The following is a 15,689-nucleotide window of genomic DNA, read 5'->3' as shown; positions in this document are numbered from 1 at the left end:
TGTCGTCTCCAATCGCTTCGATTCGCATACCTGCGAGTCCGTCGCGGTTCGCTGCGTAGGTTATGACCTACGAGCTCGGGCCTCTGGTGACGGTCCAGAACAGACTCTCGATGGACTTGCTGAGGAAGTATCCGACGATGGCCCACAGTACGCCGCTCTCGACGCCGTACAGTCCGAACCCGACAGCACCGCACAGCAGCGCGCATGCGATCTCCGGCCGGTCGATCACCGATTGCTCCATGCGGATCGTTGTTGCCCGACGACTGAGAGTGTTCTCCCGAATGGATTCGCCAGCGGCGATATCGACCGTCGCTGAGAGCGATGTGTAGCCTTCTGGTAGTTCGAAGAGCAGATATGACTTTGGATGGGACAAGAGAGTACACATATTCTAGATAAAGAGACCAAAAATTACGATATGTAGCTGAAAACTCGCAGATGGGTACTTATACTTAGAATATGAGACTAGTATGGCAGCTATCTTTGGTGACTGGTGAAAGTTCTCTAGGTTCATCGTATGTGTGGTTGACTCGGAGAGTCTGCTTCTGGTCGCCGAGCCATGGTCGTTCTACGAGCGATTGGATGGGGTACCGAATAAACCGACTGCATTACAGCACTAGTTTTGTAATACAACCCACTGGTCCAATATGCGACTATATTCGACAATAGGGGACTCTATACATTATAGGCAAACATTGATCGTCATGAGACATTCACTCGCGGTTTTCTGGTACAGGCCTTGTTCTCGCAGCGAACTGTTCAGCCATGCTGGACTGTCGTCGTCAAAACTGGATTGGTGCTGTCTATCCCGGCGGCTGTCGTCGGTCTGGTCACGCCGTGGGCGGCTCGGACGGTTCCCGACTGTGAATGAAAGTGTTCGCCGTCCGGCTACGAGGTCTGTACCCGAAGCGTCGGCACCTTCTCGTCGGCGTCTCGGCTGTTGAAGTCGGTGTACAGGCCGCTCTGTGGCTGCTGGACGGCCAGACTGACGACGCCATCGCCGCCGGCCTCCGATCGGACGAACTTGGTCACGTCGACGGTCCACCACTGTGGCGTCCGGGTGACGGTCACGGAACCGAGCGCCGAGCCCACCTCGGGTTTCGTGTCCCAGGTGAGTCCGTCCTCCGTCCAGCTGTCGTCGTCGACGGCGTTGATCGCACAGTCGACGGCATCGCCGCCGCTGTCGTCGGTGACCGCGCCGTAGAGGTAGAGAACGGCCTCGTCGACCGAACCCGACAGCGCGCTCAGGTCGAAGGTGAGATATCCCTGTCGACTGTAGCCGGTCGACGCGTTCTTGACGACCAGCGACGACCACGACCCGTAGTTGTCACTGGAGTACGACCCGTTCCGGACGAAGGTGTCTGCTGTCGGGGTGAGTGCCGTCGTGTCGGGGCGACTGGTCGTGACGCGCAGTGACGGCGGGTTCTCGTCTGCTTCTCGGCTATCGAAGCTGGCGTAGCGCTCGTCGTTCGGTTGCCGAAGCGCGACGCTGGCGGGACCGTCACCGATGGCGGCTGTCTGTACGAACTCCGTCACGTCTTCGCGCCACCAGCGGCGTTCCCGTGTGACGGTCAGAGAGCCCAGCGACGAGCCCAGATCTGGTTTCGTATCCCAGGTGAGTCCGCCTTCCGTCCAGCTGTCGTCGTCGACGGCGGCGACTGTACAGTCGACGGACGCTCCGCCGTTGTCGTCGGTGACCGCGCCGTACACGTCGAGCACGGCCTCCTGAACCTCGCCCGCGACCGACGCCAGGTCGAACGCGAGATACGACTCTCTGCTGTAGCCCGTCGGACCGCCTTTGACGACCAACGAGGACCACGACCCGTAGTTGTCGCCAGCGTACGAGCCGTCGCGAACGAACGTGTCTGCACGCGGTGAGAGCTCCGTGACGGGGGCGTCGAAAGTCGCCGAGTGGGTCACACCGCGGGTTCCGCCGACGGCGACCGCCATCGTGACGCGTGGTTGGAACTGCGTGACGCCGACCGCCGAGTCCGTACTGACGATCCCGTCCGTGTAGTGATCGTACTCGACGGTGACCGTCTCCTGTGTTCGGGAGGGGTCGGCGACGCCGACCACGAGTTCGTCGTTGCGGTGTCTGACGACGACGGCTGCTGGGCCACTCACCGAGAGCGTTCGTTCGGAGCCGGGGACCGTGATCGAACCGCTACTCCAGAAGTTGGCGGCCGTCAACCCCAGACGGGGCACCGTGACGGCCTGGACCGTGGCGTCGTTGGCGACGATCTCGAAGCCGGGCTCCTGATTCCGCTGTCGCGTCTCGGACGCGGTGTGGCCCGGGAGCAGTGCGTACGCGTACGTCTCGGCGCTGGGATCGACACCGTGGTCGAGCCAGAGGGTCTGGTACTCGCGGGTCAGCGACTCGCTCGGTCCGCCCGCGTTGATCTCCTGCCAGGAACCGGTGCGTTCCTCGCGTTTGGCTTCGAGGGTCGGCTGGTTCGGGAACAGGTAGCCACCGACGCCGTCGAGGTGGGCCCAGGACACGTCGGTGAGCGTCTCGGACCAGTCCGGTGTCGTGGACTTCTCGGTGTCGTCGACGGTGAGCGTCTCGCTCCCGTCCGTGTGGAGATTCCGGTTCTCGACGGTGGTCTCGATCGGGCGACCGTCGGAGCTGGTGATGTCGGCTCCGAGTGCGACGACGGTGTCGTCGAGGAGTAGCCAGGACTTCTTGCCGGTGAGTGATGCACCCTCGGCGTCGAACTCCATTCCGGCGATCCCGAACTCGTCGACCGACGCGCCGCCGACCCACTGTGTCGACGGTCGTGGGTGGTGAGTGCCGTCGAGAGCGGACCGGTCGCGGGTGTCGACGGTCGTTCCGGGGAGCCGGTAGGGGTCGACGGTGGGCCAGTAGCCGTCGGTGTAGTGGCCGAGGTCGTCGTTGTACAGCTGGGTCATCCCGGCACCGGTGTACCAGCCACGGAGGTTCTCCTCGTTGATCGCCTCGTAGCGTGCGATCCGCTCCGAGCACATGCTGATCGTGTAGGCCCACTCCGAGCGGTTGTGTACGACCCGGTCCATGTTGTGGAACACGTCGTGTCGGACCGGTTCGTCGGCGGCACTGATCGTCGAATCGTCGAGGACCGCCGTCGCGTTCGCGATGTCGGGCACGTCTGCACCGCTCAGGAAACTGTCCCACGTGTCGTTCTCGATCCAGCCCTTGGCGAGCGACCGGAACTCGCTGGCGTAGGGTTCCGGTGCGGTGTTCGCCAGCCGAAGGACGGTCGCGGTGATGCCGTGGCCGCGTACGTGGTCGGTCTGGTCTGCTCGCGAGATCGACCGGCCGCTGACCGCGTCCATCATCAGCCCTCTGTACATGAACGGGGCGACCGCGTCACCGACGGTGTCGTAGATCACGTCGTGGTCGACGGCCGTGATCTCCCAGGTCGTCCCGTCGAGAACCGTGAACAGTTCACCGAGCCCTTCGAGCAAGATTGCACCGTACGACCCGATGTAGGGTATCTCCTCGTGGTAGACGTAAGATCCGTCGCGGTAGAGTCCGTTGCCGCCGCCGCTGGTGTTGTACTGGAAGATATCGCTCTCTTCGATGCAGTCTCGGGCGAGAGCGATCGTCGAGTCCGTCCCCGAGATCGCGCCACGGAGCGCGGTGATGATACACATGTCGACGCGGTTGGCACCGCCACTCGTCACGTCGTACTCCGTGTACTCGTAGGGCGTTCCGGTGTGAGCGCCGACGGCGTTCGTGTAGTTCGTCTCCTGTGTCGAGGACAGTTCGTCGCCGACCAGCGCGCAGACGCTGACGAGACGCATCGGCGAGCCGATCTCCCAGTGCCACCAGTTGCCAAACTGAGACTGGTCTTCGTTGTAGACCCGATCGTAGAGGAAGTCGAGTCCGTCGACGACGTCTGCCACGAGCGCGCTATCGTTCTCCAGCGAACTCCCGTTCGTGACGTAGGCCATGGCCATCTCCTGGAGGCGGCCGTAGCTGTCGGTGATGTTGCTCTCGCCCGCGCTCGCACTGGACGACGCCGGGATCGGGAGGTCGGACCAGAGCCGATCACGGTCGGCGCTGGTGTCCATCGTCTCCCAGTGGTCCTGTGCCGTCTGGTCCAGCTCGGCTAGCGGATCCTGATACTCGGACTGTGTTTCGTCGAAGTCGCCACCGGTGAGCAACTGTGCCCACCGCTGTCTGAGCGTCTCGTACTCGCTCGCGCCGGTCACTGTCCCGGTCGTGCCAGACAGCGAAACACCGGCCAGCGACAGTCCCAGACTGGACTTGAGCACCGAGCGGCGTGACCAGCCGTCAGACATCTGTCTCCCGTTCGTCGAGTGCTGTTTCCCCACTACTACTGTCTGATGCGAACCGTTGCCACATCCCTCGCATACGTCTGTTGTTGAAGATCGTTATATTAAAACTTCCGACAAGCAACAACGGGCTGTCACTCCTCACTCGTCACGCGCCGTGTCTCCGGTGTAGACCGCGCTGCAGTCCGATTTCCAAAAGAATGAATAGCCGACCGAAACAGTGGGCAGACAGCATGCCCGACTGGACAGATCCGCGAGTAGTCGGTCGTAACAGGCTCGCACCACACACTGACGTGTTCCCGTTCTCGGACGAGCAATCTGCACGCCGGGACAGCGTGACTGCCTCGCCGTGGGTTCGGCGATTGAACGGCGAGTGGCAGTTTCACCTCGCTGAGACCCCTGCGGACGCGCCAGCGATCCCCGGCACGACGGACGATGTCGACTGGGACCGAATCGAGGTCCCGCTGAACTGGCAACTCGACGGCCACGGACACCCACACTACACGAACGTCGTCTACCCGTTCCCGGTCGATCCGCCCAACGTCCCGACCGAGAACCCGACGGGGACGTACCGGCGCTCCGTCCACGTCGACGAGGACTGGGACGGTCGACAGATCCGCCTGCGCTTCGAGGGGGTCGACTCCGCCTTCCACCTCTGGGTCAACGGCGAGCGCGTCGGCTACAGCGAAGGCGCGCGTCTCCCCGCGGAGTTCGACGTGAGCGACTACGTCGAGCCGGGGGAGAACACGGTCACTGCACGGGTCTACAAGTGGTCTAACGGGAGCTACCTCGAAGACCAGGACATGTGGTGGCTCAGCGGTATCTTCCGTGACGTCTCTCTGTACGCCGTGCCGGAGACTCACGTCGCCGATGTCGACGTCCGTACCGAACTGGACGACGACTACGTCGACGCCCGGTTCTCCGCGGCGGTCGACATCGAATCGGCAGCCGGTGGCGACGCGACGGGCCGTCTCCGCGCTTCTCTGGTCGACGAGGCGGGCGACACCGCCGCCACCTTCGCGGAGTCGTACGCGCTGACCGACGGTCAGACGACGCTCTCGCTGTCGACGACCGTCGAGGACCCGGACAAGTGGACCGCAGAGACGCCGGACCGGTACACGCTCCTGGTGACGCTACTGGACGACGGGACGCCCGTCGAGACGGTTCGCGAGACGGTCGGCTTTCGCGAGGTCGAGATCGACGGCGGCCAGTTCCTGGTCAACGGCGAAGCCGTGACGATCCGCGGCGTGAACCGCCACGACTTCGATCCCGACCGGGGGCGGGCCGTCACCGTCGACCAGATGCGCGCGGACATCGAGCTGATGAAACGGCACAACGTCAACGCCGTCCGGACCGCTCACTACCCCAACGACACGCGGTTCTACGACCTCTGTGACGAGTACGGGCTCTACGTCATGGACGAGACCGACATCGAGTGTCACGGGATGGAACGCATCGACGCCGTCCAGCACCTCAGTGACGACCCCGCGTGGGAAGACACCTACGTCGATCGGATGGTCCGGATGCTCGAACGAGACAAGAACCACCCGAGCGTCGTGATCTGGTCGCTGGGCAACGAGTCCGCCGTCGGGGCCCACCACGAGACGATGTACGAGCTGACACGCGAGTGCGATCCGACGCGGCCGGTCCACTACGAGCAGGACCACGACCAGCGGGTCAGCGACATCGTCGGGCCCATGTACACCCCGCCCGAGGACATCGAGGCCCTGGCAGTCGACGATCCGGACCACCCCGTGATCCTCTGCGAGTACGCCCACGCCATGGGGAACGGTCCGGGCGGGTTCGAGGAGTACTGGGACGTGTTCGACGGCCACGAGCGACTGCAGGGCGGGTTCGTCTGGGACTGGATCGATCAGGGCATCCGCCAGACGACCGAGGACGGAGCGGAGTGGTTCGCCTACGGCGGCGACTTCGGCGACGAGCCCAACACGGGGAACTTCAACATCAACGGTCTCGTCTTTCCCGATCGAACGCCCTCGCCGGGACTCACCGAGTTCAAGAACGTCGTCGAGCCGGTCACGTTCGAGCCCGCAGCCCTCGAACGGGGCGAACTCGTCGTCGAGAACCGCTACGACTTCCGCGGGCTCGATCACCTCCGCGCCCGGTGGCGCGTCGAGGCCGACGGCCGGGTCGTCCAGAGTGGCACGCTCGACCTCCCCGCCGTCGCACCCGGCGACAGCGAACCAGTCACGGTGCCGTTCGAGGCTGGCCGGGGCGAGCGGTTCCTCGTCGTCGAGGTCTCGCTGGCCAGCGACACGTCGTGGGCACCGGCCGGCCACACGGTCGCCACGACCCAGCTCGAACTCCCGACGAGCGAGGCACCGACGGTGCCGGCCGCGAGGCTTCCCGCACCGCTGTCCTGTGAACGCGGGGACGACGAGATCGTCGTCTCGAACGCGGAGTTCGAGCTCCGGTTCGACGCCCGATACGGCGTCGTCGACTCGCTGTCCTACCGCGGTCGGTCGGTCGTCACCGAGGGTCCCGAGATCGGACTCTGGCGTGCCCCGACGGACAACGACAGAGGGTTGCCGCTGGTCCCGACTTTCTTCACGCGCTTCCTCGAACTACACGAAAACGAGGAACCGATCGCCGACTGGGACGCCCGGACGGTCGGCTTCGCACAGCTCTGGCGCGAGCACGGTCTCGACAGCTTGCAGTCCCGCGTCGACGCCGTCGACACCGAGGTCGGGGAGGAGACGGTCACGATCACCGTCGACGGTCGCCTCGCGCCGCCGATGTTCGCCCACGGGTTCGCGACGACGCAGACGTACACGATCCACCCCACCGGAGCCGTCGAGATCGAGACGGATCTCGACCCCGAGGGCGACCTCTCGATGCTCCCGTCGCTGCCACGGATCGGACTCGACCTGACGCTCGACGGGGACTTCGACCACGTCACGTGGTACGGCCGCGGCCCGGGCGAGTCCTACGCCGACAGCGAGCAGGCGTCCCCCGTCGGTCGGTACGAGGCCGACGTTGCCGATCTCCACACGCCCTACGTCAGGCCCCAGGCGAACGGCACCCGCAGCGACACCCGCTGGGTGGCCGTCACCGACCGCAACGGTACCGGGCTCCTCGCGACCGGGGACTCGCTGCTCGACGTGACCGCACACCACTACTCGACCGAGCAGCTGGCGGCCGCCGATCACGAACACGAACTGTCCCGCGAGGACGACGTGTTCCTCTCGCTGGACCACGCACACTCCGGACTCGGGTCGGGCAGCTGTGGGCCCGAGACGTTCGAGTCCGACCGCGTCCAGCCCGAGCGGACCTCGTTCACGGTCACGCTCCACCCGTACGTCGACGACTGATACGGTTTATTGTAGTTGCTTACCGGTGATCGTCGCCACGGAGTAGACAATCACCGGTAAATCGCTACAATAATCCGTATGAGGCCGCCGGTTGTCACTCTTTGATGGATCTCGTGACCGTAGGGTTGCGGGAGTTCGCAGCGATCGCCAGCAGTGTGGGCGACACACGCGCTCTTTTAGCGGGCTTCGATCGCTGGCCACGCGTCACAGCACTCGCTGGTGCTTGGCAGTCGTCGATCGATCTGGGCGCGAACCGTCGACGCCGAAGGAGAATGCGAGCGGCGACGAGTTAGAACTGCGCCGCCTGCGGTTCGATCTCGTCGGTCTTGGTCTTGATCGCCGCACCGGTTTCGCTCTCGAAGAGGTACATCGCCGATTCGGCGAAGGAGATGCCGACCCGCTGGTCGGGCTCCGGGCGAACGGTCACCGGGGTCCGGGCGACGACCTCCACGTCGCCGACGGTGCCGTAGATGAAGTTCTCGTTGCCCATCTTCTCGACGACGGTGACGGTCATGTCGTCCCCGCCCTCTTCGATCGTCAGGTCTTCCGGTCGGATCCCGAGGCGGACGGTGTCGTCCTCGACGCTGTGGTCTTCGAGTTCGTAGCTGAACCCACTCGGGGCGGTCAGCGTCTGTCCGTCGACGCTCACGTCGAAGAAGTTGATGCTCGGGCTCCCGATGAAGCCGGCGACGAACTCGTTTGCGGGACGCCGGTAGATCTCTTCGGGCGGTGCGACCTGCTGGAGGAGCCCGTCGTTCAGCACGGCGATTCGGTCGCCCATCGCCATCGCCTCGGTCTGGTCGTGGGTGACGTACACCGTCGTCACGCCGAGGTCGTTCTGGAGTTCCTGGATCTCGGTGCGCATCTCCGCCCGGAGCTTCGCGTCGAGGTTCGAGAGCGGTTCGTCCATCAGGAAGATGCCCGGTTCGCGCACGATCGAACGCCCGAGCGCGACGCGTTGCTGTTGGCCGCCCGAGAGCTCGTCGGGCGTCTTCGAGAGGAGGTCCTCGATCCCCATCATCTCGGCCACGTCCGTGACGCGACTGTCGATCTCCGGCGTCGTCAGCGCCGAGGACAGGCGCAGACCGAAGCTGATGTTCTTCCGGACCGTCATGTGGGGGTACAGCGCGTAGTTCTGGAACACCATCGCCACGTCGCGGTCGCGCGGCCGGAGATCGTTGACGACCGTCTCGCCGAACCGGATCTCTCCGCCGGTCGCGTCTTCGAGGCCGGCGATACAGCGCAGCGTCGTCGACTTCCCACAGCCCGACGGACCGACGAAGACGAGGAACTCGCCGTCCTCGATTTCGAGGTCGACGTCCTCGACGGCGACGATCTCGTTGTCGGGGATGTCGTCCATGTCAGTCGCGTCGTAGCTCTTCGTCAATCCATCGAGAGTTATTGCTGTCATCGTGTATCACTCCTTGACTGCTCCGCCGAGTATCCCGTTTACGAAGTGGCGCTGGAGCAGGATGAACACCACGAACATCGGGACGATCGCCATCGCGGACGCGACCATCAGCTGGTCGTACGCGATCATGTCGTTGCTCATGATCTTCGAGATCGCCACCGGGATCGTGTACTTTCCTTCGCGCAACACCACGAGGGGCCACAGGAAGAGGTTCCACTGGAAGAGAAACAGGATCACCGCCAGCGCGGCGAGCGACGACTTCATCGACGGGAGCACGACGCGGTAGTACAGCTGGAACTCCGACGCGCCGTCCATCCGTGCGGCTTCGAGCAGCGAGTCCGGGATCGACTGCATGGCCTGTTTCATGAAGAAGATCCCCAGCGGATACGCGGCCCACGGGAGGATCACGGCCCAGTAGCTGTTGGACAGGCCCATGTTCGAGACGAGCAAGAACAGCGGGATCACCAGCAGATTCGTCGGGAGCAACAGCGTTCCCAGAATCCCCATGAACAGCGCCCGCTTGTACTTGAACTCGTACTTCGCCAGTGCGAACCCGCCCATCGAACAGAACAGCAGCGCCAGGCCCGTGTAGACGACGGCGATCACGAGACTGTTGAGCATGCTCCGGTAGAAGTCGACTTCCGGACGGGCGGCGAGCGCCTCGGCGTTCGCCAGGAAGTTCCTCCCCGGAATCAGCCGCGGCAGTTCGCCCGCACCACCGGCGAAGATCGCCGACTGCGGGAGCGTCGAGGCGACGACGAGCCAGTAGATGGGGAACATCATCACCATCGTGACGGCGACGAGGAAGCCGTAGCCGCCGAACTGCCACAGCGCCTCCTTTTCGAGTTTTTCGTGCATCTTAGGACACCTTGAATTGGATGAGCGACAGGGTCATGATGATCGCCACGAGGGCGACGGTCAGCGCGCTCCCGTAGCCGAGTTCGAGGTTCTGGAATGCCACCTGCCAGATGTAGTAGACGATCGTTCGCGTCTCGTTGAGCGGTCCGCCGGAGCTGATGACGATCATCGGCTCGGCGAACTTCTTGAAGACGCCGATCGTCGTCGTCACGAAGACGAACAGCATGATCGGCTTCAGCTGTGGTAGCGTGATGTGGCGGAACTTCTGGATCTTCGTCGCGCCGCCGATCTCCGCGGCCTCGTACAGCGACGGCGAGATCGTCTGTAGCCCGGCGAGGATGATGATCATGTTGTACCCCGTCCAGCGCCACACCGACATGAACGCCACGAGGTTCCGCGCCCAGAAGCCGTCGCTGATCCAGTCGATCGGCGGGATACCGATCGCTCCGAGCGCGATGTCGGCGAGCCCGCCTTCCGCCGCGATCACGATGAACACCGCCGAGTACGCGACCGTGTTCGCCGACACCGGGAGCAACAGGAGGCTCCTGAAGATGCCCTTGTACCTAGTGTAGGCGGCGTTCAACACGAGCGCGAGCCCGAGTGCCAGCGCGACCATCAACGGCACCTGCACGACGAAGATGATCGCCGTGTTCAACAGCGACTGGTAGAACACGCTGTCGGTGAGCAGGCGTCGATAGTTGTCCAGACCGACGTACTGGAGGTTCGCCATCTCGGGGATCATGATCTGGTACGCGCCGACGTCGATGGCGAACAGCGCCTCCGTCGAGACGCCCTGGAACGTGAAGAAAGACAGGTAGAAGGTGTAGAACACCGGGATCGCGAGGAACACGCCGAACAGCAGGAAGAACGGACTCAAGAACAACAGCGGCGTTCCAGGCAGCGTCGGGAGTCGGTCTTTCAACTGCTCGCGCTTGAATCGAACCTGATCGAGCAGCGGAACGAGCAGCTGACGGCTCATGTTAGGCGACTTCACGCCCGGTCTCGTTGGCGGACTGGGTGACCCACTCCTCCAGTGCCGACTCGGGATCGAGGTCACCGTAGACGACGTCCTGCAGGAGCGGGTTGAGCAGGTTCATGATCTTCGGCGAGTCGAGCGTGTAGCGGTACGGCGGAATGTCGTCGGCGATGTCGGTCCACAGCGTACCGAGCGCCTGTCCGCCGAAGAACTCCCGGGGGTTCTCGAAGGCCTCGTCGTCCCACGCGGGCATGTACGCGCTGATGTTGCCCTCCTCGGCGAACAGGTTCGCCATCTCCTCGACGTTGGTCGTCGTGTTGACGACGAAGTCGAAGGCCCGGCGGGCCGTGGCCTCGTCGTTCTGGTCCGGGAAGCAGACGCCGGAGCCGCCGATGTTGCTCGCACGGGTGCCGCCCGACTCCAGGGCCGGGATCTTCATCCCCCGCCAGTCGCCCGCCGCCTCGTCCATCGAGGACATCAGCGTCCCGCTGAACCACGCCCCCGAGAGGTAGGCCGTGACGGTCCCCTCGTTGAAGCCGGCAAACCACTGCTGGCTCCAGCTCGCGGTGTCGTCCGTGATGCCGGCGTCGGCCAGTTCCTGGAGCTGGGCCATCGCCTGCACCGCTTTGTCGTTGTCGAACGCGAGCCGCCCTTCCTCGTCGAACTCGACGCCGCCGAGCTGGCGGTACATCATCCGCCAGAACACCGAGAGACCGCTGTCCGGCAGCGACAGCAGCGAAACGTCGTCGGGAAGCTTCTTGCCCTCCTCGATGAACTCGTCGTAGGTCTCGATGTCGTCGCTGAGCCCGTGCTCGTCCCAGATGTCCTTGCGGTAGAACAGCGTCGCCGGTCCGATGTCGTAGGGGACCTCGTACACTGCGTCGCCGTCGCTGACGACCTCCCAGATCCCCGACGTGAAGTCGTCGCGGATGTCGGCCTCGTCGATCCAGTCGGAGACGTCACGCAGCCCGCCGGTCTTGGCGACCTGCTTGAGCGAGGTGTACTCGACCATCGCGGCGTCGGGCGCACCGGTGCCCGAGAGCAGCCGCGTCTGGAGGTTGTCGAGCAGTTCGTCCGGACCCATGTTCGTGTGCTCGACCGTCGCGTCGGTCTCGGACTCGTAGCGCTCGATGTGTGGCCCCCACGTCTTGCTCAGCTCCCAGAAGCTGAACGAGTCGGCCATCGGTACCGGTGTGGCCTCCCCGCCCTCCTCGGTGGAGCCGTCCCCGGACGAACCGGTGGACCCGTCTCCGCTCTCGCCCGAGCCGTCCCCGTCGGAACCGCTTTGGCTGACACAGCCAGCCATACTTGCGACACTGAGCGTGCCGAGCGCCTTCAGTAGCTGTCGCCGATCGCTGCTCGCATTCTGGTCTGTCATTGCGGACGTGGGAATAACTATGACGTTTATACATATAGTTTTCGGATGACACACCCCGACAGTTTCCGACAATAGGTTTATTGTCCGTCTGGAGTGAGTTCGAATCGAATGAGCCGAAGTCCTCAGGCGCTCGCGGCCGCAGTGACCGAACCGGCGCTTCCCGACCGATACTTCGAGCGGCCCGAGCGAAGCCAGGAACAGTTCGAACGGGCGTTGACGGCCGCGATCGAGCGGATCGGCGAGAACCTCGATCGGTACTACGACCGGTTCCCGACGGCTTCGAGCGACGACCTCGTCTACGGGTCGACCGACAACACCGACGGGTGGACGACCGCCTTCTGGACCGGACTGTGCTGGCTCGCCTACGACGTGACCGGCCAGCGGCGGTTCAGAGACGCCGCCGAGGCACAGCTGGAGACGTTCGCGCACCGCCTCGACGGCGGCCTCGTCGAGACGCACGATCTGGGCTTTCTGTACACGCTGTCGGCGGTCGCCGGCTACCGGCTCACCGACGAGGAGCGGTATCGATCGATCGCGCTCCGCGGGGCCGATCTGCTCACCGACCGCTACTGGCAGGCTCCCGGGCTCCTCCAGGCCTGGGGGAGCATGGACGACGAAGACGACGAGAACCGCGGGCGGATGATCGTCGACACGATGATGAACCTCCCGCTGCTGTTCTGGGCCAGCGAGGTCACGGGAGAGCCGCGGTGCCGAGCTATCGCGGCCTCCCACGCCCGAACGAACGCCGCCCACGTCGTCCGCCCGGACGCCTCGACGTTTCACACGTTCCGGTGTACCGTCGAAGACGGGACGCCGCTGGGCGGTGAGACGGCTCAGGGGTACGCCGACGACTCCTGCTGGTCGCGCGGGCAGACGTGGGCGATCTACGGCTACGCGGTCGCCGCCGACTATCTCGACACCGCTGCCTACGCGGCGCTCTCGGCCAAGACCGCGAACTACTACCTCTCGCACGTCGAGGACGACCACGTCCCGCTGTGGGACTTCGACGCCCCGACTGATCCGGCGATCCGCGACAGCTCGGCCGCCGCCGTCGCCGCCTGCGGGCTGGACGAACTCTCCCGACAGCTGCCAAGCGGCGACGAGCGCGTCCCGGCCTACCGCAACGCCTCGCTGGCGACGCTGGCCAGTCTCACCGAGCACTACACCGCGGGCGCGGACTCGAACGGACTCCTGACCGACGGTGCGTACCACCCGTCGGACGGCGACTACGGCGAGTGTTGCATCTGGGGCGACTACTTTTACGTCGAGGCGCTCGTCCGGGCGACCCGACACTACGACCGGTTCTGGTAACCGCCGACCGACCTCTCGGTGCGGTGGCCGCGGCGAGCGGCCGACGTCACGACGCTTCGACGTTCGCGAGCTGTGCCGCGCCGACGAGCCCCGCCGCCGACAGGAGCACGAGACCGAGCATGCCGAACGCGACCGTCCAGCCCAGTCGATCCGCGACGCCGCCCGTGACGACGCTTCCGAGCGACCCGAGCAAGACGTACACGGTCCGCACGAGTCCGAAGCCGGTGCCCCGCTCCGCACGGCCGAGCTGATCGAGAAAGAGCGCCTGGATCGGCGTGCTCCAGCTCATCGCGTACCCGGCCAGCGTGACCCCGGCGACGACCGGCACCAGGCCCGTGGCACCGACCAGCAGGGCGTACCCGGCGACGCCACTCGCCAGCGCAAGCATCGTCGCTCGGGCGCGACCGACGGCGTCCGACAGCCAGCCGGTCGCCGGCTGGGCGACCGCCAGGACGACGAAGTACAGCGAGAACAGCAGGCTCGCTCGCTGGAGGGACAACCCCTGTGCGGCCACCAGAAAGGTCGGGAGAAACGACGTGGCCGCCATCCCGACGAACTCCGCGAGCACGGCCACCGCCGTCCCGTAGGCCAGCACCGGCCGAGAGAGGATGTCCCGGAGCAAGCCCGCGTCGAACTGTCGATGGACGCTCACGTCCGGCCGACGCGGCGGCGTGGGCCGGACGGCCGCCCAGAACAGGAGCAGTATCGGCGCGGCGACGACCCCGACCAGTAACCCGGCCCGCCAGCCGAACCGGACGCTCACGGCCGCGACCGAAATCGGGGCCAGCAGGCCCGCCGCCTGTCCGCCGATCCGATGGACGCCGATCGCTCGACCGACGCCGTCGAACTCCCGAGCGAGGAGCGTCGTCCCGGCGTTGTAGTACAGTCCGACGCCCGCGCCCAGGGCGACGACGACGAGGACGAACAGCGGGAAGGTCGCCACGACGGCGAGCAGGAGGCTTCCGACGGCCGCAGTCGCGAGCGAGACCAGCACGACCGGGCGCTCGCCGAACCGGTCACCGAAGACACCGGCGGGGTACTGCACGAGCGCGTACGCGGCCCACATGCCCGTCAGCGCCGCACCGATCGACCCCTTCGACACCTCGAACGCCCCGGTGATCTCTGGGACGAGCGGACTGATGACGAGCTGGCCGACGCGGCTCCCGAAGAAGGCGAGCACGCAACTCGCGAGGACGACGTGTCGATAGCCCCGCTCCATCTATGCCAGGTAGAACGGCTGGGTCCAGGCCGCGTCGTCGCCCCGGCCACGACATTCCACTCGAACGTAGCTGTGCTCCCGTCCGTAGACCAGATCGTCCGGCAGGTGGAACCGGACCGTCTCGCCCGCTCTCGTTCGCTGGACCCGCCCCCAGTCGCTCACCAGACGGGCCGTCACGCGCTCGCTCGCGTCGAGTTCGATGCTCCCGTCCTCGACCGCGATTCGCTCGATACCGACGCCGGTCGAGACGTACGTCTGTCCGGCAGTCAGGGCTTCGAGCACCGCCGCGGGCGTTCGCTCGGCCACCTGTACGACCGTCCAGGCGTTCCCGATATCGACCGCGTCGTGGGCGTCGTCCGTTCCGAAGCCCCAGACGCGCCGCCCGGCCGACAGGAGCTGGTCCCACCGATCGGTCGCCAGCGGCGTGCCCGGACACCGCTCGATGTTGCCGTTGTAGATCTCGATGCCGTGATAGCCGGTCAGCTCCGACAGCCGGCGCTGTGGCCAGTGGTCGAAGTCGGCCTCCCAGTTGGGGTGTGCGGGGATCGCCATCGCCCCCTGTTCTCGGATGTCGTCGACGACGGTCTGGCGGTCCGCCCGCGGCTCGACGACCGCCGTCGCCCCGACGTGTACCACGTGGCTGCCGTTCGCCGTCACTTCGACGGCCGGCAACAGCGTCAGCGACGTGTCCGCCCGATACCGGTCGGGATCGACAAGCAGGTCGTGGTCAGAGATCGCGAGGAAGTCGTGTCCGATCGACTCGTAGGCGTCGAGTACGTCCTCGACGCTGTCCGCGCCGTCGGTCTCCGTCGTGTGCGTGTGGAGGTTCCCTCGCAGCCAACGCCCGTCGCCGGTGTAGGGGTGTTCGATCTGCATACTGTTGGCGAATCAATCGGATGGTATTAAATCCACTGCCACTTTGCCCGCTC

General features: G+C 65.2%; 10 protein-coding genes. 2 read left to right on the top strand and 8 right to left on the bottom strand.

The window, feature by feature from the left end; translation table 11 throughout:
* Window positions 1-67: 67 nt before the first annotated feature.
* A complete protein-coding gene (locus HALKA_RS21510; RefSeq protein ID WP_018258949.1) occupies window positions 68-241 on the bottom strand; it encodes a hypothetical protein in 174 nt (57 codons plus the stop codon).
* 644 nt (window positions 242-885) lie between these two features.
* On the bottom strand, window positions 886-4,254 hold the full coding sequence (locus tag HALKA_RS0115990; RefSeq protein WP_245545428.1) for a polysaccharide lyase family 8 super-sandwich domain-containing protein: 3,369 nt from the start codon (window positions 4,252-4,254) through the stop codon (window positions 886-888).
* 254 nt (window positions 4,255-4,508) lie between these two features.
* Between HALKA_RS0115990 and HALKA_RS0115985 the strand changes: the two genes are divergently transcribed.
* The gene (locus tag HALKA_RS0115985; RefSeq protein WP_026190365.1) at window positions 4,509-7,607 is read left to right on the top strand and encodes a glycoside hydrolase family 2 TIM barrel-domain containing protein; all 3,099 of its coding nucleotides are present in this window, start codon (window positions 4,509-4,511) and stop codon (window positions 7,605-7,607) included.
* A gap of 289 nt (window positions 7,608-7,896) precedes the next feature.
* Here the strand turns inward: HALKA_RS0115985 and HALKA_RS0115980 are convergent, their stop codons facing one another.
* The 4 genes from HALKA_RS0115980 to HALKA_RS0115965 are packed head-to-tail and all read right to left on the bottom strand — an operon-like array spanning window position 7,897 to window position 12,230.
* The gene (locus HALKA_RS0115980) at window positions 7,897-9,018 is read right to left on the bottom strand and encodes an ABC transporter ATP-binding protein (protein ID WP_026190364.1); all 1,122 of its coding nucleotides are present in this window, start codon (window positions 9,016-9,018) and stop codon (window positions 7,897-7,899) included.
* 6 nt (window positions 9,019-9,024) lie between these two features.
* On the bottom strand, window positions 9,025-9,876 hold the full coding sequence (locus HALKA_RS0115975; protein WP_018258945.1) for a carbohydrate ABC transporter permease: 852 nt from the start codon (window positions 9,874-9,876) through the stop codon (window positions 9,025-9,027).
* 1 nt (window position 9,877) lies between these two features.
* Window positions 9,878-10,855, bottom strand: coding sequence for a carbohydrate ABC transporter permease (locus HALKA_RS0115970; protein ID WP_018258944.1), 978 nt, complete (start codon window positions 10,853-10,855; stop codon window positions 9,878-9,880).
* Window position 10,856: 1 nt separating this feature from the next.
* Window positions 10,857-12,230, bottom strand: a complete 1,374-nt coding sequence (locus tag HALKA_RS0115965) for an ABC transporter substrate-binding protein (protein ID WP_018258943.1) — start codon at window positions 12,228-12,230, stop codon at window positions 10,857-10,859.
* Between the two features lie 108 nt (window positions 12,231-12,338).
* On the opposite strand from HALKA_RS0115965, the gene HALKA_RS0115960 reads away from it, so the two are divergent.
* Entirely contained in the window at window positions 12,339-13,541 is a 1,203-nt protein-coding gene (locus HALKA_RS0115960) for a glycoside hydrolase family 88 protein (protein ID WP_018258942.1), read from the top strand.
* 46 nt (window positions 13,542-13,587) lie between these two features.
* Here HALKA_RS0115960 and HALKA_RS0115955 read toward each other — a convergent pair whose 3' ends face one another.
* Window positions 13,588-14,760, bottom strand: a complete 1,173-nt coding sequence (locus HALKA_RS0115955) for an MFS transporter (RefSeq protein ID WP_018258941.1) — start codon at window positions 14,758-14,760, stop codon at window positions 13,588-13,590.
* Window positions 14,761-15,636 (bottom strand): CehA/McbA family metallohydrolase, encoded by an 876-nt coding sequence (locus tag HALKA_RS0115950; RefSeq protein WP_018258940.1) that lies wholly within the window; start codon window positions 15,634-15,636, stop codon window positions 14,761-14,763.
* Between the last annotated feature and the right edge of the window lie 53 nt (window positions 15,637-15,689).

Origin of the sequence: Halomicrobium katesii DSM 19301, from assembly GCF_000379085.1 — an archaeon.
In the GTDB taxonomy this organism is placed as follows: Archaea; Halobacteriota; Halobacteria; order Halobacteriales; family Haloarculaceae; genus Halomicrobium; species Halomicrobium katesii.
Note: the sequence above shows the minus strand (reverse complement) of the source record. Positions and strands in the feature narration are given on the sequence as shown.